A 23,715-nucleotide genomic window follows, 5' to 3' on the forward strand; every position below is an offset into this window, starting at 1 on the left:
TTATGAATGATAAATTTTCTTTTGAAGATTCCATAAGCAAATTATGGGATAAATTGGATGGATGGGCAGATGCCATTATTCTTAAATTGCCAAATTTTATTATGGCCATTGTGGTTATGGTAGCATTTTATTTTATTGCACGGAGTTTTAGAAGGATTTTACAAAATTTCCTTTTACGGCGAATCGCCCAAAAATCCATACAGGATATTGTCGCAAAAATTGCATTTATAACGATTGTTCTTATGGGGTTTTTTATATCGCTGAGCGTATTGGGCCTCAACAAAGTTTTAACCAGTGTTCTTGCAGGTGCGGGCGTGTTGGGTCTGGCCATAGGTTTGGCGCTTCAAGGCACATTGAGCAATACTTTTGGCGGTTTAGTGCTTTCCTTTATGGATAAAATAAAAATAAACGATTATATTAAAACCAGTGATGCCGATGGTTTTGTTTCAGAAATAAGCCTTAGAAATATTGTATTGCGGCAAACGGACAATAATTACATCATCATTCCCAACTCTAAATTTGTGGAGAATTCTTTTACCAATTATTCCATAAGTGAGCGCAGTAGGACTACGGTAACGTGTGGCGTGAGCTATGATAGCAACCTTCAAGAGGTTGAAGATTTGGTAACACGCATTATAAGTGAAAATTTTGAACATCAGGAAGGAGAATCCGTAGAGTTTTTCTTTACCGAATTTGATGATTCCTCCATTAATTTCATGGTCCGTTTTTGGATCGATATGGTAAGGGTGGCACAGGAACATGCGGCTAGGCACAAAGCCATGAAATTGATAAAAAGCCATTTTGATGCAAAAGGCATCACCATTCCGTTTCCTATACGTACTCTGGAATTTGGTAAAACCAATTTACATTTGGATGTTGAAAATAAAGAGAAACAAAGTGAATAGAAAATCCGTAGTTTTTTAGTGGCCTTTTCTCCCAGAGGTGGAATCGCTGCAAATTTTGAAAAATGAATACCGTTAAAATTGAATTTAATAGTGTTATTGTTTGTGCTTTTGTTTGTGCAAATTTGTAGCACGTGGATGTACCGGTTTATTGGAATGTCTATCAATCATAAAACATTAAAGAAATGAATAGTGAATTCGCTAAACATGAAAAGGATTATATACAAATTTATCAAGGTAAGGGCTATACTGCCAATTTTCACTTTAAAGATGATACGCTTATAAGTAGCGATACCAAATCTGAATATGCACCGAAGGATATCTTTATTGTTGCCGAACACCGATACGAAGGCATGAGCGACCCTTCCGATATGTCCATACTCTATATTATTGAAACAAACAAAAATGAAAAGGGGACGTTTCTGTCGGGCTACGGTCCCAGTGCCGATTTAGAAGTTGCCGAGTTTTTTAATAATATACCAGAGGCAAATATTTCCAACAAAAAAAATATCAATAATATTAATGAATAAACTATATCTATCTAGTTCAAGTATTCAAACAAGCACTAAAAAGTGGATGTTTCACGTTAGCCCAAGGTTGTTTGTGTATTCAAATTTAACATCCCACATTCTCCCTCGAATGAAAAATTACTTCTCAATTAACACCTCTCAAAATTGCCGGAGCGTATGTATTCTTCAGGGCTTTTATATATTTTTGTTAAGCGTATTATGCGTTTATTGTTTAATTTAAGTAATAGTTAAACCACTATATAATTTGTCAAATAAATAATTTATCTTTCAGGTTGCAAATTGCCCATGATAGAATTGGATTGAAAGGACTGTTTTTTTTAAATATTATTCGGTTTCTTTTATCAATTTTAGTTTTCAACACATGCAGGATGCTTTATTTAATTTGTTATTAATACGAATCAAGAGTTAAAATATTGTAATTATCCAGCCGACTGAAAAATGGATTACGGGCTTGACTTAGGGGCGTTAGCCCTGTAGTATTAGTAGTAAAAAAATGAGGCACGATGATGAATTAGGGGCGTTAGCCCTGACATTTTTAATAAAATAATGTGTACGTGTTTGCCATGTTTATTGAATTTCAGGGCTATGTGTTTTTTGTTCATTATCGTGTTATTTTACGAAGATAACAGGGCTACGCCCCTTTTTATTTAATTAACGTTTGGTATCTATACGATGATTTTAGGGCTAACGCCCCTAATATTGTCTTATAAATCGTAATGGATTTTAATCTTTTCAACACTTGATTCGCATTATTAATTATATAGGTTTAATCAGGTTTATATTAAGTTTTTAGCTTTAAAAAATATATCTAACATTTTATAACATATTAAGATAATGAACCCTAATTTATTGAATATTATTTTAGCAGATGATGATGAGGATGATAGAATGCTTTTCAGCGAAGCTTTAGAGGAAATATCGGTAAAAACCACTTTATCGCTATTTAAACACGGCCAAGAACTACTGGACTATCTTTGCCAGCCCAATATCCAGCTCCCCAACTTAATCTTCCTCGATCTTAATATGCCCATAAAAAATGGCATGCAATGTTTAACCGAAATACGTGGCAACCCCCAATTAAAGGATTTGCCCATAGCCATATACTCCACCTCTTCCTCAGAAAAGGATATTGAAGATTCTTTTTCAAAGGGCGCCAATATTTATATAAATAAACCCAATAGTTTTACTAAATTGCGGGAAATGGTAGAGCGTGTCCTTAAACTCAATTGGCAGCATCATGCCTGTAATTCAAATAAGGATACCTTTCTGTTTCGTATTTAAATTCTATTTGTATTTAAAATTATATGGATTTTAAGCGTATTTATACCTCCTCAAAAACCTATATCGTATTACTGGTAATTGCTATTATCCTGCTTTTGTTCAGCACCAGTATGGCATATAGGCAAATTATGCTAACGCAGAAATCTGCGGAACTGGTGGTGCACACCCTGCAAGTGCATAATGCCATTGGCGACCTCACCACACATTATACCAAAGCCGAATCGGAAGAATTTAGGCAAGAGCTACTAAACGATAAACCCGCCAACACAGCATTTGAAGCCTACAAACTAGAGGGAAAAAAAATAATGGACACTTTAAGTGCCCTTACAAAGGATAATGAATTGCAGGTAGCGCGCATAAAACCTTTAAGTGCTTTACTAAGTAAGTTGAACGGCCAGCTTATAGATTTGGAGGTGGCCAATTATCAAGACAGTGAAAATATCGTGCAAGCACGCCAATTGCAAAAAATAAAAATTGGGAAGACCTTGTATGAAATTAGGAGCATTAAAAACAGAATGCTTGAAAACGAGGAGCGTTTAATGCACGAAAGAAAAGAAAAGTATGCATTTCACAAATCGTTAACGCCCAACATGTTATTGGTTTTGACATTTTTTGCGCTGTCGGTATTCATTATTTCTTTCTTCAGAATATACAATAACAAACTTAAGATCCGAAAATCGGAAGCTTTCTTGAAAAGTGTACTGTCCACTACAGATAATATTGTGAACTATTATGAGCCCGTATTCGATAGCGACAAAAACCCAATGGATTTCAAGATTGTATTTGCAAACGAGTGTAACCGGGACTATTTAGGTATTGAACCTAATGACATGCTCGATAAATCTGTAATAAAAGCACACCCTTTACATAAAGATTATGAGGAGATAAAGGAATTAATACAATCCTATAACGAAAAAAACAAAGTTATTTTTGATAGACAGCTTATTGTCAATGAGAAAAGAATGTGGTTTCGTTGTTTGGTCACGCCTTTGGCTGAGGGTATATTGGTTACCTATCGAAATTCCACGCCCGAAGAAGAAGCTAAACAAATGGAGCTGAATCTTAAAAAGCGCTTGGAAAACCAAAACTTAATGTTGCTTGACAATCGGGCACTCCTAACCAATATCTTTAAAAGTATTACACATATCGTCATGCATTTTAAAAGCATTAGGGACGAAGACGGTAAGATTGTAGATTTTGAAATTTTGTTTGTCAATGATAAAATAAGTCCTTTGACAGGCGATATTCCTGATGATATAAAAAACAGTAAAGTTTCAGAAGTGTATCCAAATATATTCAAACTAGGTGTTTTCGAGCATTTGGTAAAAGCTATAGAGAATGATCAACCCCAGAATTATGAAGTCCCTTATAATAGAAACGGTACAGTAAAATGGTTCCGTGCTACCGCCATTAAGTTGGGTGATGGCGTTACCATAACAAGCAGGGATGTTACGGAAGAAAAGGAAAAGACAGAACAAATAATTAAATTAAACGAGCAACTTGTCATCCAAAATTCCATTTTAAAGGATGCTGAGCGTATGGCTAAAACGGGGAGTTTCTTTTGGGATATGGACACCAATGTTTCTGAAGTTTCAGATAATTTCCATAAAATGTTAGGGTATGGCCCTAATGAGTTTCTGCCTTCATTTGAAAAATACAGGGAATTTATACATCCAGAAGATTTGGAAGAATTTGAAAAAATTGGATTAAATCCCGTAGAAAAAATCCTTACCAAGGAGCATACCTACCGCATAGTCACCAAACAGGGCCGCCTAAAGCATTTTAAAACCAATGGCCAATTTATAAATAGAAATGATACTATGGTTATGGTAGGTGTGGTACAAGATGTTACGGAAACCATAGAAGCAGAAGAGGAATTGCTAAAAAGTAATTTAGAACTGAAGAGTAGGAACAGCGAATTGGAATCTTTTAACAGGGTAGCAAGTCATGATTTGCAAGAGCCTTTGCGAAAAATACAATTGTTCGCTTTGAGAATTGAAGATACGGAGGCGGAAAAATTTTCTATAAAAAGTCAAGAGTATTTTAGTAAAGTAATCAAAGCTGTTCATAGAATGCAATCGCTTATTCAAAATTTGCTGGCTTATTCTAGGATAGACAGTAGTAAAAAAGATTTTGAAAAAATCGACCTAAACACGGTGCTGGAAAAGGTTAAGGAAGATTTATCCACTAGTATGCATGACTCCCAAGCGGAAATCATTTCAGATAATTTGCCAAAAGTAAAAGGCGTGGTGTTTCAAATGGAGCAGTTGTTCACCAACCTCATATCCAATGCCATCAAATACAAAAACGCCAACAAAACACCTAAAATACAGATTCAATATACTAAAGTACCTGCTTCAGAATTGCCACAATATATATTAAAATCAAGCCGTCAGTACCATAAAATATCTTTTGTGGACAATGGCATCGGTTTTAACCAACAGTATGCCGAAAAAATATTTGAAGTGTTCCAACGTCTGCACCAAAAAACAGAGTATTCAGGCACTGGCATTGGTTTGGCAATATGTAAAAAAATTGTTGAAAACCACAATGGCTATATGTATGCTACAGCTACCGAAGGCGTTGGCGCCGAATTTATTGTTTACCTACCTGAACTATAAAGGGAAAATTCACAATTGTACTCTTGATTGTTCTATTTTACCATTTCATGCGAATCAAGGGTTAAAATATTGTGACTATTTAGCCGACTGAAAATTGGATTGCGCGCTTGACTTAGGGGCGTTAGCCCTTTAGTCCTTGTAGTAAAATGTGAAGAGGATGACTTAGGGGCGTAGCTCTGACGTCTTTGTGTGTTTACCATGTTTATTAGATTTCAGGGCTATATCTTTGTTCGTTATCGTGTTATTTTACTAAGATAACAGGGCTACGCCCCTTTTTATTTCATTAACGTTTGAATCTACAACGATTTTAGGGCTAACGCCCCTAATATTTTCTTATAAATTGTAATGAGTTTTAATCTTTTCAACATATGATTCGCATATTTTATTAATACAATTTCTTTTTTACTTCTTAGAAGCTTAAGTGTAAGATATGTTATAGTGTCAAAAATTTTATCTATTGAGCAAAGGCAAAGTATATTGATATCTTAAATTTAGAAAAGAATATAAGTCTAATCTCAAATATTTAAATTATGAATAGTTATGAAAGTTGTATAAAAGCCTGCCAACAATGCTTGATCGATTGTCAAGATTGTTTAATAAAAATGGCGGGAAAAGAAAGTATGAACGACTGCCCCAAGTGTTGCGTACTATGTGTGGATGCTTGCTTAATGTGCATTAAGTTTATGGTGGCAGACAGTACTTTTGCCAAAGAATATTGCAGATTGTGTGCCGAAGTATGCGAGTGGTGTGCCAGCCAATGTGAACAGCATGACCACAAGCATTGCAAAACCTGTGCAGCTTCTTGTAAAGCCTGTGCGGAAGCCTGCCGTAAATATGTGGCGTAAATAAACAGAGAAATTTAATTTAAAAACCATAAAAATGAGCAATAAAAATGATACAAAAGATAAAAATGGGGTAAAAAAACTAAAAGCCCTTATTGATGGCCCCAAGGTAGTGATGATGGCAACCAGACTGGATAAAATACCTTTTTCAGTTTGTCCTATGACCCTTCAACAGGTTGATGAACAAGGTGATATTTGGTTTTTTTCTTCAAAGGACAGCAGTCATTTTGAAGATATTACCTTTGATAATAGAGTGCAAATTATATATTTAGATGACGATAACCAAATATATATTTCAATTTTTGGCAATGCTACCCATGTTGAGGACGATAAAAAAACAGATGAATTATGGAGCCCCATGCTGAACAATTGGTACAACGGTAAAGACGACCCCAACTTGGTGTTGCTAAGCCTAAATGTGGAAAACGCTTATTATTGGGATTCCGAGGAAAATAAATTAGTGTCATTTTTTAAAATGATTGGGGGCGCCATCTCTGATGGTACTTCAGGTTTTGGTAATAAAGGAGAAATTAATTTACAAAATTATTGATAGTACCCAGAAATGGATAATCAGGTAATTTAAATGAGTTCATTGTTTTAATTTTTGTCATGTACTTAGGTAGCAACTTTATATACTGAAAAAAATATATTTCGGTTTCATAGTTGTCCGGTTAAAATATTTGTAGTGCATCAATATGTGCGTTTTTGGGCGTTTCTAATTATTATCAGACTTTTGGGCTAGCTTTTTAAATTTATAAAAGAAAATAGAGTTATCAAAAATTCTAAAAAAACCAAATTGTTTATCAATGGGTTACAAAGCCAGTCTATGTTCTTTTCCCGATAGAGCTATCGGGACTATCAGCGAAGCGGTCTTGATTCTTCCCCAGACAACAATGGTTTTATAAAGTTGCTTTTTTTTTAAGCAGGGCTTTGTAAATGAAGGAAGAAGGTGCTTGTCCTTAAAAATCGAACAACTTGCAGGTTTGTTTAAAAAAACACAAGCTTTGTTTCCATTAAGAAGCGGTTATTATAAATTTTGAAAGGGAAGCTGTATTTTTGGAACCTATATAAACATACTCTAAACTTTTCCGCAATAAATTTTTAAGCTTATTAAAAGAATTTGGTTTCATTAAGTACCAATTGGCACCTTTTTTATGCAATCGTTCTGCCATGGCTTCATCTACGTACGTGGAGTATATAATTATTTGGATGTGTGAAAGTTTGGGTTCATTTCTAATATCGTTCAAACATTCCTCCCCGTTCATCAGTGGCATATTCAAATCCAAATAGATGGCATCCGGTAAATTTTCGGCCTTTAAAAGCTGGTCCATAAGGGTCACGCCATTATCAAAATCTTCTATGTAAACATCCAAGTCTATCTCGTCCAACGCTTCTTTAAAAAGCATACGGTCTTCATTATCGTCATCAGCTAGGTAAATTAAGAGCGGTTTTTGTAGCATAACTTTAGTAAAATGGGTTGAAGATGAAGAAAATCAATTCATCTTATTTTCCAAACTGGCTTTTAGGCTTATATCCAAATTTTTATAAGCTTTGCTTACAGGGCAGTTTTGTTTTGCGCCTTCGGCCAGCTCCTGGAATTTATCATCCTTAATGCCGGAGATTTTAGCTTTAACATCCAGTTCTGATTTTGTGATGGCACCATCTTCCAAACTTATAAAACATTTGGTTTCCAGTACTTCTGGAGGAAATCCAGCTTCAGTTAAATCGGCACTCAATTTCATGGCAAAACAGCCAGCATGGGCTGCCGCCATTAATTCTTCAGGGTTGGTGCCTGTTCCATTTTCAAAACGGCTTTTATAAGAATACTGCATATTGTCAAGTGCTTTACTTTCCGATGTCAAATATCCTTTTCCTTCCTTTACGGTGCCACTCCAAACGGCGGTAGTATGTCTTTTCATTTTTTAAATTTTTATAAGGTATGTTATTTCATTAATGTAATGGCTTCAGTAGATTAATCCAAAGGCCTTCTGCCAGAAATGATATTGTATAGAATGGCTATGATGGCCAATACTAAAAGAATGTGGATTAAACCTCCTGTTGCAATTCCTGCCACAAATCCAAAAAATCCTAAAATCCAGATGAAAATAAAGATAACGGCAATTAGCCAAAGAATACTTCTCATAATAAATAGTTTAAAGGTTAGTACTTAATTATTTTATGCACACTTCAACGTTTCTTTTATTTATGGACCTTGAAATATGATAGGCTAAAAATAACCTTAATAAACAGGTTGCTTTAACTCAATTACAAACTATTTTTAGCGTAATCAAACTATACTTTTTGTTTATTGCATGAATATAAGAATTCAAATTAGTGTACTTCAATTAGTTATCTATTAAATACCTGTCTGAATATATTTTAGTAAACTGGGCGCCAAAAAACAGAATTAAACTGGAATAGGAAGTCCAGAGCATCACAATGATGATAGACCCTGCAGCACCATAAGTGGAGCCTGGTTCTGTTTTTCCGAAGTAATAGGAAAGGATGTATTTGCCAATTATAAACAATAGGGCGGTTAAAGCGGCGCCAACCCTTACCGCTTTCCATTTAATGTGTTTGCTGGGGAGAAACTTAAACATAGCAGCAAATAGAATGTACACAAAAATCAAGGATAATGAAACATCGATTACATAAGCAATACCTACTATTTCCGTTGAAAATATTTTGGAAAGCCTGTTGGCAAATGTGGTAAGGAGTGCGGTAAGCACAAAACTTATTAAAAGTAAAAATCCGAATATTAATATAAACCCAAAACTTTTTAACCGACCCATTAAAGTAGCAATGAATTCGCTTGAATACGATTGTTTTATTTCCCAAATATTGTCCAGGGCATTCTGCAGCTGGAAAAACACACCTGTAGAACCATATAATAAGATAGCAATGCCCAAAATGGTAGCAAACAAAGAAGTAGGATCATCGCCCTTTTCGGCAACCATTTTTAAAATGGCCGTTGCCGTATCGGGTCCCAAAGCTGCGGAAATCTCCGATTGTAATTCACCACGTACCAATTCCCTACCCCATACGGCGCCAACAACATTCATTATAATGATAAGCAATGCCGGAAGCGACAAAATGGCGTAATAAGCAACTATAGCCCCTAATTTAAAGGGTTCCTTATCTATCCAGGCCTTGTAGGTTTTAACTAAAAGCCCTGGCAAGTGCATGAGCTTAAAGGTGTGATTATGTTTGGAATCCTTAATCTGACCGTCCATAAAAAACATTTATTCAAAGTAAATTAATTTGTGCTGATATATTTAACCTAATCACACAAAGAATTAGCGTTAATAATTTCCCATTATAAAAATCCTATAAATTCAATTCTCATGAAACGGTCCTCATTACACACTTTTACGGCAATGATCCTTAATATTTTCTTAAGGAAAAACAGCATTATTAAAATTATATAAAACAATGAAAAAATTGTGTAACAAAACGCCTAGGCTCTTGTTGCAACTTTGTAACATACAATAATAAATAACAAAAGAAGCATTTAGACATGAAAAATCCAAGATTTAAAACACAACAAAATGCCATTGTAAAAAGAACTTTAAGTCTGGAAGAGTTCTTGATGGATTATATAGTACCGTCCAAAATCCAAATATCAGATTTAAAAACGGTTTCAATCAACAACCAATAGGCACTGGCCAACAAGGTATTCAATATTTTTATTTACCACAAACGCAGAGCTTATCTGTTTAATAATTTATAAAAATCAATATATTTATGAAAACGATATCCATAACATCCCACGACCTCTCCACTGTTTTTGAACAAATTCAAGACCAATTGGGCGGTAAACTAGAAGTAAAATCCAAAGAATATAGATTGGAGATAAACAATGATATAGCGAAGGGCTTCATTTCAGGAATTTCTGTAGAACAAGCCATAGTGTATATGGAATATGATATTGTTTTTAAAGAAGATGTGTCACTAACCAATAAACTTTCCAATACCAGTTCCATCCATTTTGGATACTGTTCAAAAGGCCAATTGGTCCAAAGCTTTGGCGAGCATGGTAAAAAGAGTGGATTGGGCCAGTTTCAAACAGGGATTTTTTCAAATTCTTCCAAAAAAAGCACCTTTTTAAATTTCAGAAAGAATGAAGAGGTAAAGGTTTCTATGGTTACCGTAGATGTTTTATCGGTGTCAGACAGCGAATTAAAAGACCAATTACAGCATACATTTATATCGAACCAAGAAAATAATGAGTTCTCTTATATTGGTTCCTTCAACTTGAAAATTGTTGAAAAAATAGAACATCTTAATGCGATCAGTCAAAAAGGATTGGTCAGAAACTTATTGATCAATAGTATAGTCTATTTAATTTTGGCTTTGGAAATTGAGCAGCACAAACACGATCTAATAAATGCTGAAAGTAATTGTAGCTCTCTTTCGCAAGCAGATATGGAATCCATAAAAGAGGTCTCTGAACTTATAAGGAACTATCCTGAGATTCAATACAGTTTAAAATATTTAAGTAAAAAATCCGGTCTGTCTCCTTTTAAATTGCAAGAAGGTTTTAAAATAATGCACAACAGGACCGTTACCGATTTTATTAGAAATGTGAGGGTAGAAGTGGCAGAAAATTTAATAAGGACCTCGGAGCTCAATATTTCGGAAATTGTTTATACCGTTGGTCTTACAAGCAGAAGTTACTTCTCCAAAATTTTTAAGGAAAAATACAATTGCAGTCCGAAGCATTATCAAAACCATCAAAACACGTTAGCTGTAACAGCATAAACATAAATCCATACCAAAAAAAAACCGGTTTTTTGAAACTGGTTTTTTTTGCCATTGTTTTTTTCCATGTTCTTATACGAATTATTAAAACAGCGCTCAATGGCAACCCTCATAAAACGCACATGATTTCTTCTTCTTTATTTGTCAATTTTTCATTCCCCCAAAGGAAGGAAGTCGCAAAGTTTTAAATTCGTCAATCGTCAATCGTTACTCGCTAATCAATTTTTTTTTATTATCTCGCAAAGTCGCAAAGTCGCAAAGTTTTAAATTCGTCAATCGTAAATCGTCAATCGTCAATCGTAAATCGTCAATCGTCAATCGTCAATCGTCAATCGTTAATCGTAAATCGTAAATCGTCAATCGTAAATCGTAAATCGTAAATCGTCAATCGTCAATCGTAAATCGTTACTCGTCAATCGTCAATCGTCAATCGTAAATCGTCAATCGTCAATCGTCAATCGTAAATCGTCAATCGTAAATCGTTACTCGTCAATCGTCAATCCAAAATCGTTACTCGCTAATCAATTTTTTTTATTATCTCGAATCCCATTTTTTTGGCGTTACCACAAGGGTCGGGTTTTCCGCTATATCTTTTTTGCTTTTAATGGCAAAAAAGGATGCCGCTGCAACCCCTAACGCAAAGCAAACACATAACTATTTTTATAGTTATACAACTATATATTTAGTTGTTTAGCTAAAATCTAAGTTTTCATTTTAGCAATAAGCAAAAAAAAAGACGCTTTTAATTCTAAATAATTCCCCGACGGTTTTACCGCGGGGTTTCCGGATTTACCTCCCCTTTGGGGAGGTCGGAATTGCCTTTTTGCTCCCGACGGTTCGGGACCGGGTGGGGCAAAATATAATCCCGAAAGCTTTCAGGACGGTTTTTGGCTCCCAAGGACAAAATGATGCCGATAGCTCGGTACGGCAAAATACCTCTATGGCCCGATAGCTATCGGGACTGCCTGGAGGAGAGTCGGTTTCAAGAAATTTTTTATTATCAAGTTAAAGGTTAAAACCCTGCTCCCGATAGCTATCGGGATTCATTGCGGTTACTTTAGTTTACATAAATGTTTTAGCCACGTCCCGATAGCCATCGGGAACACAAATGATTATGTGTTTTTCCCCTATACTTTATTGGCCATTTCACGAAGCAGACTTTCAGTCTGCCAATATAAAACCATGGATTTCCAATCTATAGAGGTTTATTTAGTAGTTACAATGATGGCGCCGTCTTTAGCCTTTTCGCCATAAATGCTCATGGCGGTTTTAGGTTTTAAATCGTCAGTTTCCAATATTTTGTTTGCTTTCGATAATTTGTCAAGGGTTTTAAAATCAGATTCTTTGCCATCAATTATAATTAATTTATTGGTGCTTGGGTCGTCATAAAAAGTATATGCATCTTCTGCAAATGGCTGCTGTTGCATCAGTTGTTGCATGTACTCTCTAATCTTGTCCATGTTCATGGAATTTCCCCCAAAGAACAAGGAGTCACCATTGCCATTAAAAAAATCGTTAAGATTGATGCTGCCAAACGAGTTAAGGTTTTGCCCCATTATCGAGTCGTTATCAAAGCTAAACGAAGGCACGCTGTTTTGGTTTAAAAAGCCATTGGCGTCCTTTTCGTTTTTACCTTGCGATATAAAAAGCATGCCGTCTTTTCTTCCAAATGTAATTTCAGAAATGGGAATGTTGCTCGAAATTTTAATGGCTGCCAAACCACCTTTTCCATCGTTCAGTTCAATCTTCAATCCGGTAAGTTCTGCCAGGTCATTACGCTCCATGTTGCTAAAACTTGCTTTAATGCCATGTTCTTTTAACATGCTTTTAATGTCTTCAAATCCTTCGGCAGTTGTTTTTTTATCGATGGTAACAACTACATTATCGTCTTTGGATAGAACCGAGGAGGCGTTTTTGTGGGCAAAACTTTTAAAGGTAACAAAACATAATGCTACAAGCATTAATAAGCCCATTCCTATCTTAAATACACTTTTTGTTTTCATGATTTTTTTATTTTTAAATCCTTACATAAAATTATTGCTTATTGATATCCGATAAAAAAGTTTAACTAAATTTTAAAATGAAAGCCTTTTGGAGTGTTAAAGAATGTGAATATTTTATGATTTGGTTTTAAGTTTTCATAAGGTTGATTTATAAAAACTTTTGACTTTTAACCTCTAACTTTTTAACTTTCATTTATCTTCGCAAAAAATTGATTATATGAGTATAGTTTTCGTTGTCCTAGGTTTTACGTTGTTGGTAATAGGAGGCGAGTTTCTTGTGAGGTCTTCGGTAGCGCTGTCGTTCAAGTTTAATGTATCTAAAATGGTAATAGGGATGACGGTTGTGTCCTTTGCTACGTCCATACCGGAATTATTGGTAAGTCTTCATGCGGCATTATCGGGTTCCCCGGCCATCGCCATCAATAATGTAGTGGGTTCTAATATTGCCAATATTGGATTGGTTTTAGGAATTACCGCTATGGTGGGCAGTATTGCGGTTGACAAGTCGTTTTACAAACTCAATTGGCCGGTAATGATGGTTTATTCCATAGTATTGTACTATTTTCTTAAAAATGACAATGTGCTTTCTGCTTTTGAAGGGATGGTATTGTTTTTGGGATTGATCTTGTTTTTGGTAGTTTTAATCAAAGGGGCCAAAAAAAACCATGTAATTGAACAAGTGGATGACGCCCTAAGTACCGTTTCTAATTTTAAAATCTTTATTTGGTTGGCCATTGGCGCCACCACATTGTATTTTGGTAGCGAATGGTTGGTTGATGGTGCCAAAGAAATAGCATTGTCCATTGGGGTTAGTGAAGCGGTAATAGGGGTGTCTTTAATAGCCATAGGTACTAGTGTTCCGGAATTGGCGGCATCTGTAATTGCAGCGGCTAAACAAGAAAAAGCCATTTCGTTGGGTAATTTAATTGGGTCCAATATTTTTAATATCGCTTCGGTTTTGGGTTTAACCGCTATTATAAAACCAATACCTGTTACAGAACCATTGATACTTTCCCGCGATATTTTTTGGATGCTGGGGTTTGCTTTTATACTGATACCATTAGTATTTATAGGTAAAAAGTTTGAAATCAATAAATTTAAAGGTTTCTGTTTGGTATTTGCTTACGGACTATTTATGATGCTATTATTTACGCATAAATAATAATAGGTTTCAATAATTAATGTACTTGGGTTAACCGCTAGCTTCAAAATACATGTTTTATATTTATAATGTTTACAATCCATTATGACCAGCTGCCGGTTTTTGTTGTTGCTTGGTTGTTGGCCTTTGGCTTTTGGTATTTATATTAAGGTTTGTGGGTTTGGGTTGTCCCCTCGAGGGGACTTTAGTGGTGTTTTCCCCAATATTTTTTCGGATAGATTCTTTCTGGTTTGGTTTGCTCCAATTCAGTGCGTTCACCCCTATAATCCCCTCAAGGGGATAATCAATCGCCATTATATGATTAACATTTTTTTGTTTTCAAACCAATAAATTTACTTTAAATCAAATCCATAAGCCATAAAAAAAGGGTTCGCCATGTAGCAAACCCCTTTTTGTTATCAATATTTATTAAAAAACTTTAAATGAGTTCAAATTAAACCTTAGCAGATTTAACAGTTTTAACAATTCGTGCAGCAATTTTGTATGGATCACCATTGGAAGCAGGACGTCTGTCTTCCAACCAACCTTTCCAGCCTTTATTAACCGCGATTAATGGAATACGAATGGAGGCGCCTCTATCTGAAATACCCCAAGAGAAATCATGGATGGACGCCGTTTCATGTTTACCTGTTAAACGTTGGTCATTAAATTCTCCATAAACAGCAATGTGTTCTTCCACTACAGGACGGAAAGCTTCACAAATTTTAGCAAAAACATCTTTGTCCCCACAAGTTCTTAAAATAGAATTTGAAAAGTTTGCATGCATACCAGAACCGTTCCAGTCCATATCCTTACCAAGTGGTTTAGGGTGGTATTCAATGAAATACCCATATTTTTCAGTCAATCTGTCCAATAAATATCTGGCAATCCATAATTCGTCTCCAGCTAATTTGGCGCCTTTTGCAAACAGTTGGAATTCCCATTGTCCACAAGCAACTTCCTGGTTGATACCTTCAAAGTTTAAACCCGCTTGGATACATAAATCAGCATGCTCTTCAACTAAATCCCTACCGTGTGTGTTTAATCCTCCAACCGAGCAGTAGTACATACCTTGAGGTTTTGGATAACCACCAACAGGGAAACCAAGTGGTAACTGTGTTGCCGTATCCATAATAAAATATTCTTGCTCAAAACCAAACCAGAAATCATCATTGTCATCATCAATGGTAGCTCTACCATTAGACTCATGAGGCGTTCCATCTGCATTATAAACTTCAGTCATTACTAAATATCCGTTCACGCGCTCTGGATCTGGATAAATAGCAACAGGCACCAATAAGCAATCTGAAGATCCACCTTCAGCTTGTTTTGTTGAAGACCCATCAAATGACCAGTTTTCAATTTCTTCCAGTGTTCCTTTAAAGTTTTCATGCTCTTCTACTTTGGTTTTACTTCTCATGTTCTGAGTTGGGAAGTAACCATCTAACCAAATGTATTCTAATTTAATTTTTGCCATAATAATTATTTTATAATAATGAGAAATTAGTAATATATCAACAAATATATATTTTTCTTCAGACACTTTAAATTTATAGGGTAATTAAATAAATTCTAAAGTTATTTTTGTTTATACCCTATTTTTTTAGGGTATCTATTAAAAAAAGCATATTTTTTTATATAAATACTGAAAAATTGTTAACAGTAAGAAAACATTTTCTTCATGTTATATTTACTATATTGTTACTTTTGTAAAAAAATCAATAACTAAAATAAATAGAGATCATGCCCACTTTAAGATTTCATGCCATTAGAGAATCGCTAACCAATAAACCTGTTTTGGTTGAAGAGAAAGAGCGTCGGTCAGACTTATTTGGAAAGAACGTTTTTAACGAAAACACCATGCGCCAATATTTAACAAAAGACGCTTTTGTTGGGGTTATGAATGCGATCCAATTCGGAAAAAAAATCGATAGAAATATAGCGGATCAAGTGTCCTCTTCCATGAAGGATTGGGCATTGTCCAAAGGTGTTACACATTATACGCATTGGTTTCAACCATTAACAGGGACTACCGCCGAAAAACATGATGCTTTTTTTGAAACCATTGGAAACGGGATGGCCGTTGAAAAGTTTGGAGGCAGCCAATTGGTACAGCAGGAACCAGATGCATCCAGTTTTCCAAGTGGAGGTATTAGAAATACTTTTGAAGCCAGGGGTTATACGGCGTGGGACCCTACGTCGCCAGCCTTTATTTATGGCACAACCTTGTGTATTCCCACCATTTTCGTGGCTTATACTGGAGAGGCACTGGATTATAAAACACCGCTGTTAAGAGCATTACATGCCGTTGACAATGCGGCTACTGATGTTTGCAAGTATTTTGATAAAAATGTAAAAAAGGTAACCTCATCATTAGGGTGGGAGCAAGAATATTTTTTAATTGATAGATTGCTTGCCGCCAGTAGGCCGGACATTGCCTTAACGGGCCGGACCTTATTGGGGCACTCATCAGCAAAAGGACAACAGTTGGACGACCATTATTTTGGATCGATTCCAACACGGGCCTTAAATTTTATGCGCGAACTGGAAACCGAGTGCATGCTTTTGGGCATTCCCGTAAAAACGCGCCATAATGAAGTAGCGCCCAATCAGTTTGAATTGGCGCCCATTTATGAAGAAGCCAATTTAGCGGTAGATCACAACTCGTTGCTAATGGACATTATGGGGCGTGTGGCATCCCGCCATAACTTTAAAGTATTATTCCACGAAAAACCTTTCGCAGGCATCAACGGTTCTGGTAAACATAATAATTGGTCGCTTTCTACCGATACAGGCGTTAATTTATTGGCCCCAGGAAAAACGCCTATGAGCAATCTCCAGTTCTTAACCTTTTTCATCAACACCATCAAGGCGGTACATGAAAACGAAGCCTTGTTAAGAGCCTGTATAGCTTCTGCCAGTAACGACCACAGATTGGGTGCAAACGAAGCACCACCCGCTATTATTTCGGTGTTTATTGGCGAACAGTTGACCAAGGTTTTGGATGAGCTGGAAGGGGTTACAAAAGGAAAATTATCACCCGAGGAAAAAACCGAGCTTAAACTCAACGTTGTCGGGAAAATTCCGGATGTTTTGCTTGATAATACCGATAGAAACAGAACCTCGCCGTTTGCGTTTACCGGTAATAAATTCGAATTCAGGGCAGTCGGTTCCACAGCAAATTGCGGAAACCCCATGACGGTTTTAAATACCATTGTCGCAAAACAATTGATCGATTTTAAAAAAGAAGTGGACTTATTAATAGAAAATAAGGACTTAAAGAAAGACGAAGCCGTTTTTAATGTTTTAAGGGAATATATTAAATCTACAAAAGCGATATTATTTGAAGGGAATGGCTACGGAAAAGCTTGGGAAGAGGAAGCCAAAAAACGAGGCTTGAGCAATAACAAAACCACTCCCGAGGCATTAAAAGCTAAAATCTCTAAAAAATCCATCGCCTTGTTTGAAGACATGAATGTGATGAGCAAAATAGAATCCGTAGCGCGCTATGAAATTGAAATGGAAGCCTACATCATGCACATTCAAATTGAAGGCCGGGTTTTGGGCGACATCGCCCGCAATCACATTGTGCCCACGGCTGTAAAATATCAAAACATTTTGATTGAAAACGTAAAAGGATTAAAAGAGATCTTCGAGGAAAAATTCAAAAGCGTTTCCCAAGAGCAAATTGGTTTAATTGAAGAAATATCGGGTCATATTGAAGGCATCAATGCGAATGTAACCAAAATGACCAACGAGCGCAGAAAGGCAAACGCCATAGAAGATCTGGAAAAGAAAGCGATGGCATATTGCAACCATGTAAAACCCTTGTTCGATGATATTCGCAAGCATTGCGATAAATTGGAATTGCTGGTTGATGACGAGATTTGGCCACTAACAAAATATAGAGAGTTGCTTTTTACAAGATAATTTTGGGCGTTTCCCCAATCCCGATAGAATACGGGAGGGCTTTACGTTGCAATCTTTTTTAAAAGTCATTGCGAGTACAAAGGACGTGGCAATCCATCAAATTTTATCTCTCACAATGTTTTTGCATTACATTTTTAAAAAGGATTTTCACTTCAATCCCTAATGCAACCACCGTTTTCAAATCATGATTAGTTTATAATTTCAAAATCCAGTTGTAAAAAACGGGATTTTTTTAAAACAAACTGAAAGTTTGTGAAATTAGTGAAATTCACCACCATACTATTCACGAGTATAATACCAATTGTATGTATAAAATAGTCTAAAGAAACGAAGAAATTTTTTGTCAAGACGATGAAAAAAACCTTAGCATAGCATAGCTACGGAACTGTTTTTTGAAGATTTATTGGCGAAAAAGAACAAGTTTATTGGGCTGTTTTTATATGTCCAATTGGTATAATTTCAACTGATGCATATATTCGTGAAAATTTGTGTAATTCGTGTCAAAACAATTTCAACTTTTTTTTGAGACTGATAAAGTCAACAAAATACTCCCAAAGGGTCAGTTTAGGCTGGTTAGTTTTAAAATATTCCTTTTCTTTGCACCACAATACAACACTATGGGCCAAGAAGTTTCAAAACGGTACGCACAACGTGGTGTTTCGGCATCAAAAGAAGATGTTCACAATGCCATTAAAAACATCGATAAAGGATTGTTTCCAAAAGCATTCTGTAAAATCGTTCCGGATTATTTAACCAATGACGACGATTATTGCTTGATTATGCATGCCGATGGCGCCGGAACAAAATCCTCACTTGCCTACATGTATTGGAAAGAAACTGGCGATATATCGGTATGGAAAGGCATTGCGCAAGATGCGTTGATCATGAATGTTGACGATTTATTATGTGTCGGTGCCACTGATAATATCATGTTGTCATCAACCATCGGGCGAAATAAAAACCTGATTTCTGGCGAAGTGCTTTCAGCAATCATTAACGGTACCGAAGAATTGATTTCAGAGTTAAAAAACTTCGGTGTAACCATTCATTCCACCGGAGGCGAAACTGCCGATGTGGGCGATTTGGTCCGAACCATTATTGTCGATTCTACCGTAACAGCTCGAATGAAACGCAGTAATGTTATTGATAATGCCAATATAAAAGTAGGCGATGTGATTGTTGGGTTGGAAAGTTTTGGGCAAGCCACTTACGAAAAAGAATATAACGGCGGTATGGGCAGCAACGGACTCACCTCGGCGCGTCATGATGTTTTTAGTACCTACCTAGCGCATAAATACCCTGAAAGTTTTGATCCTTCGGTTCCGGATGATTTGGTGTATTCCGGAAATGTAAAATTAACGGATGCCGTTAAGGATTCCCCAATTGACGCTGGTAAGTTGGTATTATCGCCAACACGTACCTACGCACCGATAATTAAAAAAATATTATCAGAATTTAATAGTGATACGGTTCATGGCATGGTGCACTGTTCGGGCGGCGCACAAACAAAAATCCTCCATTTTGTTGATGGATTCCATATCATAAAAGACAATATGTTTCCCATTCCACCGCTGTTTAAATTAATCCAGGAGCAGTCTAAAACCGATTGGAAGGAAATGTACCAAGTGTTTAATTGCGGACACCGAATGGAATTGTACGTAGCGCCAGAAATTGTAGAAAGCATTATAAAAATTTCAAAATCCTTCCATGTGGACGCAAAGATAATCGGTAGGGTAAAAGCATCAAAAACTAAAAAACTTACAATAAAAAGTGAGTTTGGAGAGTTCAATTATTGATTTTTTAACTTAAACCGTTCCTTTTGTTAAAATGGAACAATTATTGATAAAATATGTAATTTATTAAAACCACCAGACGTAATCATGAAAAACGTTTTATTATTTATTGCTTTTATTTTCTTTCAATTTATAGCAGCGCAACCAGACTCATTATACTTAAAATCCAAAACTAAATACGATGGTCCGGTATGGGTCCAAAAAAATAAAGCATCCCTGAATTTAAGCGAGGTGGCTTTTGTAAACTGGAATTCTGGGGGTAGCAATTCAATTTCAGGACTATTTGGGGCGGAATCTTCTGCAAATTATAATGATAAGTATTTTACTTGGCGCAATAATGTTTTGGTAAAGTACGGTGTTAATAAGCAGCAAGCTAGGGAGTTGCGAAAAACTGACGATTTGTTTGAATTGAATTCAGATATCGGTTTTAGACCGGATAGTATCTCGAACTGGTACTATTCCGCAAAACTCAATTTTAGGACCCAATTTGCAAATGGTTATAAATATCCAGATAAAGATACTCCCATTTCCCGATTGCTGGCACCAGGCTATTTGTTTTTTGGTGGCGGAATGGAATACGGAAAAAATGTTGAGGAATTTTCCTTTTATTTTTCACCTCTCACATTAAAATCCACTTTTGTATTGGACAAAACTTTGGCAAATGCGGGCAAATTTGGTGTTAAACCTGCAGTTTATGATGCTGAAGGCAATGTGGTTGTTCCTGGGGAACGCATTAGGAATGAAGTTGGTATTTTAATAAACAATAGCTATGAAATGGAAGTGGCCACCAATATAAAAGTTAAACATCAGGTAAGTCTTTATAGCGATTATATCAATAATTTTGGAAATGTGGACGTGGATTGGAGAATTGACTTCGATTTTAAAGTGAACAGTTTTGTTAAAGCTACTTTGGGCTCGCACTTAAGGTATGATGATGATGTGAAAACCACCAAACCAACCGCTGTGGCTGATGTTTATGATGAAGCAGGTGCCAAAGTGCAATGGAAACAGTTTTTGGGCATTGGTTTTGCCGTAGATTTTTAAATCATAACAATTCAATAGATTTAAAAAATTTGTTAACTTTTTAAATAATAAGGCATTAAAATAATTCCAATTGTGTAGGTTGGGGTGCTTTGGGGGTTTCTGCGCGTCCCCAAAAATTCATGATATTACCAAATTGCTTATCGGTTATTCGCAAAACACTTACTTTTCCTAAAGGGGGCAATAATTTTTTTATGCGTTTTTCATGGGCATCGGCACTTTCGCTACTGGCGCAATGCCGCATATAAACCGAGTATTGCATCATGTTAAAACCATCTTTCATGATGTTTTTTCTAAATCCCGCAGCGTTTTTTCTGTTTTTGGCAGTATCGGTCGGTAAATCAAAAAATACGAATAGCCACATAATCCTATAACCATTTAGCTCCATAATCTCGGATATTTTATCTTTTTTCGTGTGCCACTATAGCATTGTTGCAATGAACTGGCCGTTTTTTGGAGCGCCACCATTAAAGGGCTTTTTTCTTCTTTAAAATACACGGTTCGGGTAAGTACTTTCAGTAAAACAGATTTTATTTCGGTATTTAGCTCTTGTTCACCACCATGCTGTATTATATGATAAACTGCTTCATCCACCAAAGGTCTAAAGGGTTCCATAATATCGTCTGCCAAGGCAAATGCATTATACTTACTTTTATGGTGGATGCCCAAAGTGTTTAACAAACCGCTGCCCGATAATGCCCTTGCGGTTGCTGCCCTTAAAATGGCGTAGCCATAATTAAGAAAATTATTGGGATAATTGCCAAAGCGTTCCCTTTTAAAAGAATCATTTGCCAATTCTGTGTTGTCCGTTCCAAAAAACGATTTCCAATAAAAACCAGCGGCAACAGCTTCCATATTGCTAGTGTCGCCACTTAAAACTTTGCTAGCTAAAAATTCAAACTGGTTTTTGCTTTTTGTTGTTTTTTCTAATAAAATGCCTTGGTTTTTGATTTTTTCAACAATGGTCTGTTGCCATAATTGTTTTTTTAATGGGGCGCTCGCTTCTATTTGGTTTTTAAAGATCTCTTGTTGGATGTGGTGGCTGTTAAGGTTTAAAAACAACCCATTGGGTAGATGTTGTGTGTTGCAAATTATAACAGCCGCATTATTGCTGACCAATAAGTTCATGGCGGTCATGCTTATATAAACCTTAGGGTTATCTATAACTATAAAACCAATGTCTTCAATTGGGATGCTCGCTTCCCTTTGGTCTGTGGATATGACAAGCTGTAGGTTTTTGGCAGTAACCTTGCTCTTGTTTTCCAGAAGAATGGATTTTTTTAGCATAAATCGATTTTATACAAAAGATATATAAAATCATTAATTTATGTAAGCTTAATCTGTAAAGTGTTTAAAAAAACGATAAAATTAAAGTTTTGGAATACAGTGTAAAGGTTTACAGAGTAAGTATCCAACTGCGTTGCAATTGTTTAAACTTTTTTAATTCACTACGTAAAATGGGCAAAAAGTCTTTTCCGTTGCTATTGGAATGCTCTAAACGATACGAGTTTTTATAAAGTTTATTGGTAAGTCGTTTTAATGAATCCAGGTGTTTGTGTTTTTTGTCTGAGAAACGCTCTAATTCTGCATTTACAATTTCAGGGGCTAAGGAAACAGATTGCTGAACAATGTCTCCTGAAAAATAAATATGGGAATTTTCAGAGCCATCACTTCTTAGAGAGCATAAATCGTGATTTAGGTACATAGAAATGCTTTGAGACAGCGTAAAGATCTCAATAGCTTTTTTATAAATCGGTAAATCCGATAGATTTGATGGGGTATTAGATAGCATTTTCTTTTTTCTTAGCAATGGTATCAAAATTACTCACAAGAAACTACAAACAACTTTTTATTTTAAAGTTTATACGTATATTTACTTTAAATATTAAGTTATTATAGTTAAATTTCTTTTGAAATGAATTTAGACATACTCAACTGGAAGATTTTAAAGTGTTTACAGGAAAATGCTCGACAATCTAACGCAGAAATTGGTCGAATGGTAGGTATTAGTTCTCCCGCGGTTTCAGAACGTATAAAACGTATGGAAGATGCCGGTATTATAGTTGGATATAAAACGGTAGTGTCGCCATTGGATATGGGCTATCAATTAAAAGCCATCATTACTTTGCACGCTTTTATTGGCAAATTAAAACCGTTTTTGGAGAAAGTGAAAACGTATGACGAGGTTTTAAATTGCTATAGAATTACAGGCAACGAAAACATCGTCATGGAAGTACTACTAAAAAACCAAAAACACTTGGAAACCTTTATAGACCAACTGATTGTATATGGCGAAACTAAAACACAAATAGTACTTTCACACGTAATACGATATAAAGAAGTAAAGTCGATAAAATAAAGTCAATCTTCTTCAAAATCATCCAAATTAAAAGGAATATCATCATCTGGATCCACATCATCATAATTAATCCCTGGCGGATTGAAAAGTCCCCATCTGTCAATGATGTAATTCCAACAATCAAATGTTTTTACCCATTCGGCAAACAATATCCTAAATGATTCCACTTCTTCTCTAAGAAGGTCTAAATATTCAACATCCTTAAAACCGTGCATTTGTATGCTCCGTACATCGGTAATTAATTCCCTAGCAGCTTTTCTAATAATGGCGGCGTTTTCCATTCTAATATCATAAAGCATATCTTCGGAAGAAGCACCCGCAATTTTAGCCGGTATAGTCATCGCATTTTGTTTTAGGTACTCCAAATTATGTTTTATCATTTCTGATCCATACTTACTTTTAAATTCAAAATCGGTCTTTTCTACACTTTCAACGATGTGTTCAACCAGCTTTTCAATTTCCACCGCTTTTTTAAAGATTGGAAGGTCTTCCCATTGTTTCATAAATTTAT

23 protein-coding genes are annotated in these 23,715 nt (G+C 35.7%); 13 read left to right on the top strand and 10 right to left on the bottom strand.

Annotated elements, in window-relative coordinates; all coding sequences use genetic code 11:
• Window positions 1-2 precede the first annotated feature (2 nt).
• The 6 genes from ACU1LP_RS05890 to ACU1LP_RS05915 all read left to right on the top strand — a co-directional run bounded on the left by ACU1LP_RS05890 (window position 3) and on the right by ACU1LP_RS05915 (window position 6,726).
• Window positions 3-905 carry a mechanosensitive ion channel family protein gene (locus ACU1LP_RS05890; RefSeq protein WP_445735829.1) on the top strand — a complete coding sequence of 301 codons (903 nt, stop codon included), beginning with the start codon at window positions 3-5 and terminating at the stop codon, window positions 903-905.
• Between the two features lie 182 nt (window positions 906-1,087).
• On the top strand, window positions 1,088-1,432 hold the full coding sequence (locus ACU1LP_RS05895) for a hypothetical protein (RefSeq protein WP_445735830.1): 345 nt from the start codon (window positions 1,088-1,090) through the stop codon (window positions 1,430-1,432).
• Window positions 1,433-2,266: 834 nt separating this feature from the next.
• Window positions 2,267-2,713 carry a response regulator gene (locus tag ACU1LP_RS05900; RefSeq protein WP_445735831.1) on the top strand — a complete coding sequence of 149 codons (447 nt, stop codon included), beginning with the start codon at window positions 2,267-2,269 and terminating at the stop codon, window positions 2,711-2,713.
• Window positions 2,714-2,736: 23 nt separating this feature from the next.
• The gene (locus ACU1LP_RS05905; protein WP_445735832.1) at window positions 2,737-5,334 is read left to right on the top strand and encodes an ATP-binding protein; all 2,598 of its coding nucleotides are present in this window, start codon (window positions 2,737-2,739) and stop codon (window positions 5,332-5,334) included.
• A gap of 530 nt (window positions 5,335-5,864) precedes the next feature.
• Window positions 5,865-6,179 carry a four-helix bundle copper-binding protein gene (locus tag ACU1LP_RS05910; RefSeq protein WP_445735833.1) on the top strand — a complete coding sequence of 105 codons (315 nt, stop codon included), beginning with the start codon at window positions 5,865-5,867 and terminating at the stop codon, window positions 6,177-6,179.
• A gap of 34 nt (window positions 6,180-6,213) precedes the next feature.
• Window positions 6,214-6,726: a pyridoxamine 5'-phosphate oxidase family protein gene (locus tag ACU1LP_RS05915; RefSeq protein WP_445735834.1), complete on the top strand. Its 513-nt coding sequence runs from the start codon at window positions 6,214-6,216 to the stop codon at window positions 6,724-6,726.
• Window positions 6,727-7,189: 463 nt separating this feature from the next.
• Here ACU1LP_RS05915 and ACU1LP_RS05920 read toward each other — a convergent pair whose 3' ends face one another.
• From ACU1LP_RS05920 to ACU1LP_RS05935, 4 genes are all read right to left on the bottom strand, one after another.
• A complete protein-coding gene (locus ACU1LP_RS05920; protein WP_445735835.1) occupies window positions 7,190-7,636 on the bottom strand; it encodes a response regulator in 447 nt (148 codons plus the stop codon).
• 33 nt (window positions 7,637-7,669) lie between these two features.
• Window positions 7,670-8,095, bottom strand: coding sequence for an OsmC family protein (locus ACU1LP_RS05925; protein WP_445735836.1), 426 nt, complete (start codon window positions 8,093-8,095; stop codon window positions 7,670-7,672).
• Window positions 8,096-8,148: 53 nt separating this feature from the next.
• Entirely contained in the window at window positions 8,149-8,319 is a 171-nt protein-coding gene (locus ACU1LP_RS05930) for a lmo0937 family membrane protein (RefSeq protein ID WP_445733092.1), read from the bottom strand.
• 202 nt (window positions 8,320-8,521) lie between these two features.
• The gene (locus tag ACU1LP_RS05935; protein ID WP_445733091.1) at window positions 8,522-9,409 is read right to left on the bottom strand and encodes a YihY/virulence factor BrkB family protein; all 888 of its coding nucleotides are present in this window, start codon (window positions 9,407-9,409) and stop codon (window positions 8,522-8,524) included.
• A 284-nt stretch (window positions 9,410-9,693) separates the two neighbouring features.
• Between ACU1LP_RS05935 and ACU1LP_RS05940 the strand changes: the two genes are divergently transcribed.
• Both ACU1LP_RS05940 and ACU1LP_RS05945 read left to right on the top strand, forming a co-directional pair.
• Window positions 9,694-9,834 (top strand): hypothetical protein, encoded by a 141-nt coding sequence (locus ACU1LP_RS05940; RefSeq protein WP_445735837.1) that lies wholly within the window; start codon window positions 9,694-9,696, stop codon window positions 9,832-9,834.
• A gap of 86 nt (window positions 9,835-9,920) precedes the next feature.
• Window positions 9,921-10,937, top strand: a complete 1,017-nt coding sequence (locus ACU1LP_RS05945) for a helix-turn-helix domain-containing protein (protein WP_445735838.1) — start codon at window positions 9,921-9,923, stop codon at window positions 10,935-10,937.
• A gap of 1,205 nt (window positions 10,938-12,142) precedes the next feature.
• Here ACU1LP_RS05945 and ACU1LP_RS05950 read toward each other — a convergent pair.
• Window positions 12,143-12,940 (bottom strand): hypothetical protein, encoded by a 798-nt coding sequence (locus ACU1LP_RS05950; protein WP_445735839.1) that lies wholly within the window; start codon window positions 12,938-12,940, stop codon window positions 12,143-12,145.
• Between the two features lie 217 nt (window positions 12,941-13,157).
• On the opposite strand from ACU1LP_RS05950, the gene ACU1LP_RS05955 reads away from it, so the two are divergent.
• A complete protein-coding gene (locus ACU1LP_RS05955; RefSeq protein ID WP_445734046.1) occupies window positions 13,158-14,102 on the top strand; it encodes a calcium/sodium antiporter in 945 nt (314 codons plus the stop codon).
• Between the two features lie 433 nt (window positions 14,103-14,535).
• Here the strand turns inward: ACU1LP_RS05955 and ACU1LP_RS05960 are convergent, their stop codons facing one another.
• On the bottom strand, window positions 14,536-15,558 hold the full coding sequence (locus tag ACU1LP_RS05960; RefSeq protein ID WP_445734048.1) for a glutamine synthetase beta-grasp domain-containing protein: 1,023 nt from the start codon (window positions 15,556-15,558) through the stop codon (window positions 14,536-14,538).
• Window positions 15,559-15,824: 266 nt separating this feature from the next.
• On the opposite strand from ACU1LP_RS05960, the gene ACU1LP_RS05965 reads away from it, so the two are divergent.
• The 3 genes from ACU1LP_RS05965 to ACU1LP_RS05975 all read left to right on the top strand — a co-directional run bounded on the left by ACU1LP_RS05965 (window position 15,825) and on the right by ACU1LP_RS05975 (window position 20,848).
• Window positions 15,825-18,011 carry a glutamine synthetase III family protein gene (locus ACU1LP_RS05965; protein WP_445735840.1) on the top strand — a complete coding sequence of 729 codons (2,187 nt, stop codon included), beginning with the start codon at window positions 15,825-15,827 and terminating at the stop codon, window positions 18,009-18,011.
• Between the two features lie 617 nt (window positions 18,012-18,628).
• On the top strand, window positions 18,629-19,807 hold the full coding sequence (locus ACU1LP_RS05970) for an AIR synthase related protein (protein WP_445735841.1): 1,179 nt from the start codon (window positions 18,629-18,631) through the stop codon (window positions 19,805-19,807).
• Window positions 19,808-19,891: 84 nt separating this feature from the next.
• A complete protein-coding gene (locus ACU1LP_RS05975) occupies window positions 19,892-20,848 on the top strand; it encodes a DUF3078 domain-containing protein (RefSeq protein WP_445734051.1) in 957 nt (318 codons plus the stop codon).
• 55 nt (window positions 20,849-20,903) lie between these two features.
• Here the strand turns inward: ACU1LP_RS05975 and cas2 are convergent, their stop codons facing one another.
• The 3 genes from cas2 to ACU1LP_RS05990 form a co-directional block, all read right to left on the bottom strand.
• A complete protein-coding gene (cas2, locus tag ACU1LP_RS05980; RefSeq protein ID WP_445735842.1) occupies window positions 20,904-21,233 on the bottom strand; it encodes a CRISPR-associated endonuclease Cas2 in 330 nt (109 codons plus the stop codon).
• On the bottom strand, window positions 21,224-22,132 hold the full coding sequence (gene cas1 / locus ACU1LP_RS05985) for a type II CRISPR-associated endonuclease Cas1 (protein ID WP_445735843.1): 909 nt from the start codon (window positions 22,130-22,132) through the stop codon (window positions 21,224-21,226). The genes cas2 and cas1 overlap by 10 nt, the downstream gene beginning before the upstream one ends.
• A gap of 109 nt (window positions 22,133-22,241) precedes the next feature.
• Complete coding sequence (locus ACU1LP_RS05990; RefSeq protein WP_445733876.1) at window positions 22,242-22,637, bottom strand: hypothetical protein; 396 nt, start codon at window positions 22,635-22,637, stop codon at window positions 22,242-22,244.
• 123 nt (window positions 22,638-22,760) lie between these two features.
• Here ACU1LP_RS05990 and ACU1LP_RS05995 point away from each other — a divergent pair, with 123 nt between their 5' ends.
• On the top strand, window positions 22,761-23,204 hold the full coding sequence (locus ACU1LP_RS05995) for an Lrp/AsnC family transcriptional regulator (RefSeq protein WP_445733875.1): 444 nt from the start codon (window positions 22,761-22,763) through the stop codon (window positions 23,202-23,204).
• A 2-nt stretch (window positions 23,205-23,206) separates the two neighbouring features.
• Here the strand turns inward: ACU1LP_RS05995 and ACU1LP_RS06000 are convergent, their stop codons facing one another.
• Window positions 23,207-23,707: a hypothetical protein gene (locus ACU1LP_RS06000; RefSeq protein WP_445733874.1), complete on the bottom strand. Its 501-nt coding sequence runs from the start codon at window positions 23,705-23,707 to the stop codon at window positions 23,207-23,209.
• Between the last annotated feature and the right edge of the window lie 8 nt (window positions 23,708-23,715).

It is taken from the genome of Mariniflexile sp. (genome assembly GCF_052728615.1).

Excerpts from the sequence above, each read along its gene's own strand:
- ACU1LP_RS05905 (WP_445735832.1), top strand. The coding sequence starts at position 2,737 with ATGGATTTTAAGCGTATTTATACCTCCTCAAAAACCTATATCGTATTA.
- ACU1LP_RS05970 (WP_445735841.1), top strand. The coding sequence starts at position 18,629 with ATGGGCCAAGAAGTTTCAAAACGGTACGCACAACGTGGTGTTTCGGCA.
- ACU1LP_RS05955 (WP_445734046.1), top strand. The coding sequence starts at position 13,158 with ATGAGTATAGTTTTCGTTGTCCTAGGTTTTACGTTGTTGGTAATAGGA.
- ACU1LP_RS05895 (WP_445735830.1), top strand. The coding sequence starts at position 1,088 with ATGAATAGTGAATTCGCTAAACATGAAAAGGATTATATACAAATTTAT.
- ACU1LP_RS05925 (WP_445735836.1), bottom strand. The coding sequence starts at position 8,095 with ATGAAAAGACATACTACCGCCGTTTGGAGTGGCACCGTAAAGGAAGGA.
- ACU1LP_RS05995 (WP_445733875.1), top strand. The coding sequence starts at position 22,761 with ATGAATTTAGACATACTCAACTGGAAGATTTTAAAGTGTTTACAGGAA.
- cas1 (WP_445735843.1), bottom strand. The coding sequence starts at position 22,132 with ATGCTAAAAAAATCCATTCTTCTGGAAAACAAGAGCAAGGTTACTGCC.
- ACU1LP_RS05910 (WP_445735833.1), top strand. The coding sequence starts at position 5,865 with ATGAATAGTTATGAAAGTTGTATAAAAGCCTGCCAACAATGCTTGATC.
- ACU1LP_RS05960 (WP_445734048.1), bottom strand. The coding sequence starts at position 15,558 with ATGGCAAAAATTAAATTAGAATACATTTGGTTAGATGGTTACTTCCCA.
- ACU1LP_RS05900 (WP_445735831.1), top strand. The coding sequence starts at position 2,267 with ATGAACCCTAATTTATTGAATATTATTTTAGCAGATGATGATGAGGAT.
- ACU1LP_RS05990 (WP_445733876.1), bottom strand. The coding sequence starts at position 22,637 with ATGCTATCTAATACCCCATCAAATCTATCGGATTTACCGATTTATAAA.
- ACU1LP_RS05920 (WP_445735835.1), bottom strand. The coding sequence starts at position 7,636 with ATGCTACAAAAACCGCTCTTAATTTACCTAGCTGATGACGATAATGAA.
- ACU1LP_RS05950 (WP_445735839.1), bottom strand. The coding sequence starts at position 12,940 with ATGAAAACAAAAAGTGTATTTAAGATAGGAATGGGCTTATTAATGCTT.
- ACU1LP_RS05930 (WP_445733092.1), bottom strand. The coding sequence starts at position 8,319 with ATGAGAAGTATTCTTTGGCTAATTGCCGTTATCTTTATTTTCATCTGG.
- cas2 (WP_445735842.1), bottom strand. The coding sequence starts at position 21,233 with ATGGAGCTAAATGGTTATAGGATTATGTGGCTATTCGTATTTTTTGAT.
- ACU1LP_RS05915 (WP_445735834.1), top strand. The coding sequence starts at position 6,214 with ATGAGCAATAAAAATGATACAAAAGATAAAAATGGGGTAAAAAAACTA.
- ACU1LP_RS05890 (WP_445735829.1), top strand. The coding sequence starts at position 3 with ATGAATGATAAATTTTCTTTTGAAGATTCCATAAGCAAATTATGGGAT.
- ACU1LP_RS05975 (WP_445734051.1), top strand. The coding sequence starts at position 19,892 with ATGAAAAACGTTTTATTATTTATTGCTTTTATTTTCTTTCAATTTATA.
- ACU1LP_RS05940 (WP_445735837.1), top strand. The coding sequence starts at position 9,694 with ATGAAAAATCCAAGATTTAAAACACAACAAAATGCCATTGTAAAAAGA.
- ACU1LP_RS05965 (WP_445735840.1), top strand. The coding sequence starts at position 15,825 with ATGCCCACTTTAAGATTTCATGCCATTAGAGAATCGCTAACCAATAAA.
- ACU1LP_RS06000 (WP_445733874.1), bottom strand. The coding sequence starts at position 23,707 with ATGAAACAATGGGAAGACCTTCCAATCTTTAAAAAAGCGGTGGAAATT.
- ACU1LP_RS05935 (WP_445733091.1), bottom strand. The coding sequence starts at position 9,409 with ATGGACGGTCAGATTAAGGATTCCAAACATAATCACACCTTTAAGCTC.
- ACU1LP_RS05945 (WP_445735838.1), top strand. The coding sequence starts at position 9,921 with ATGAAAACGATATCCATAACATCCCACGACCTCTCCACTGTTTTTGAA.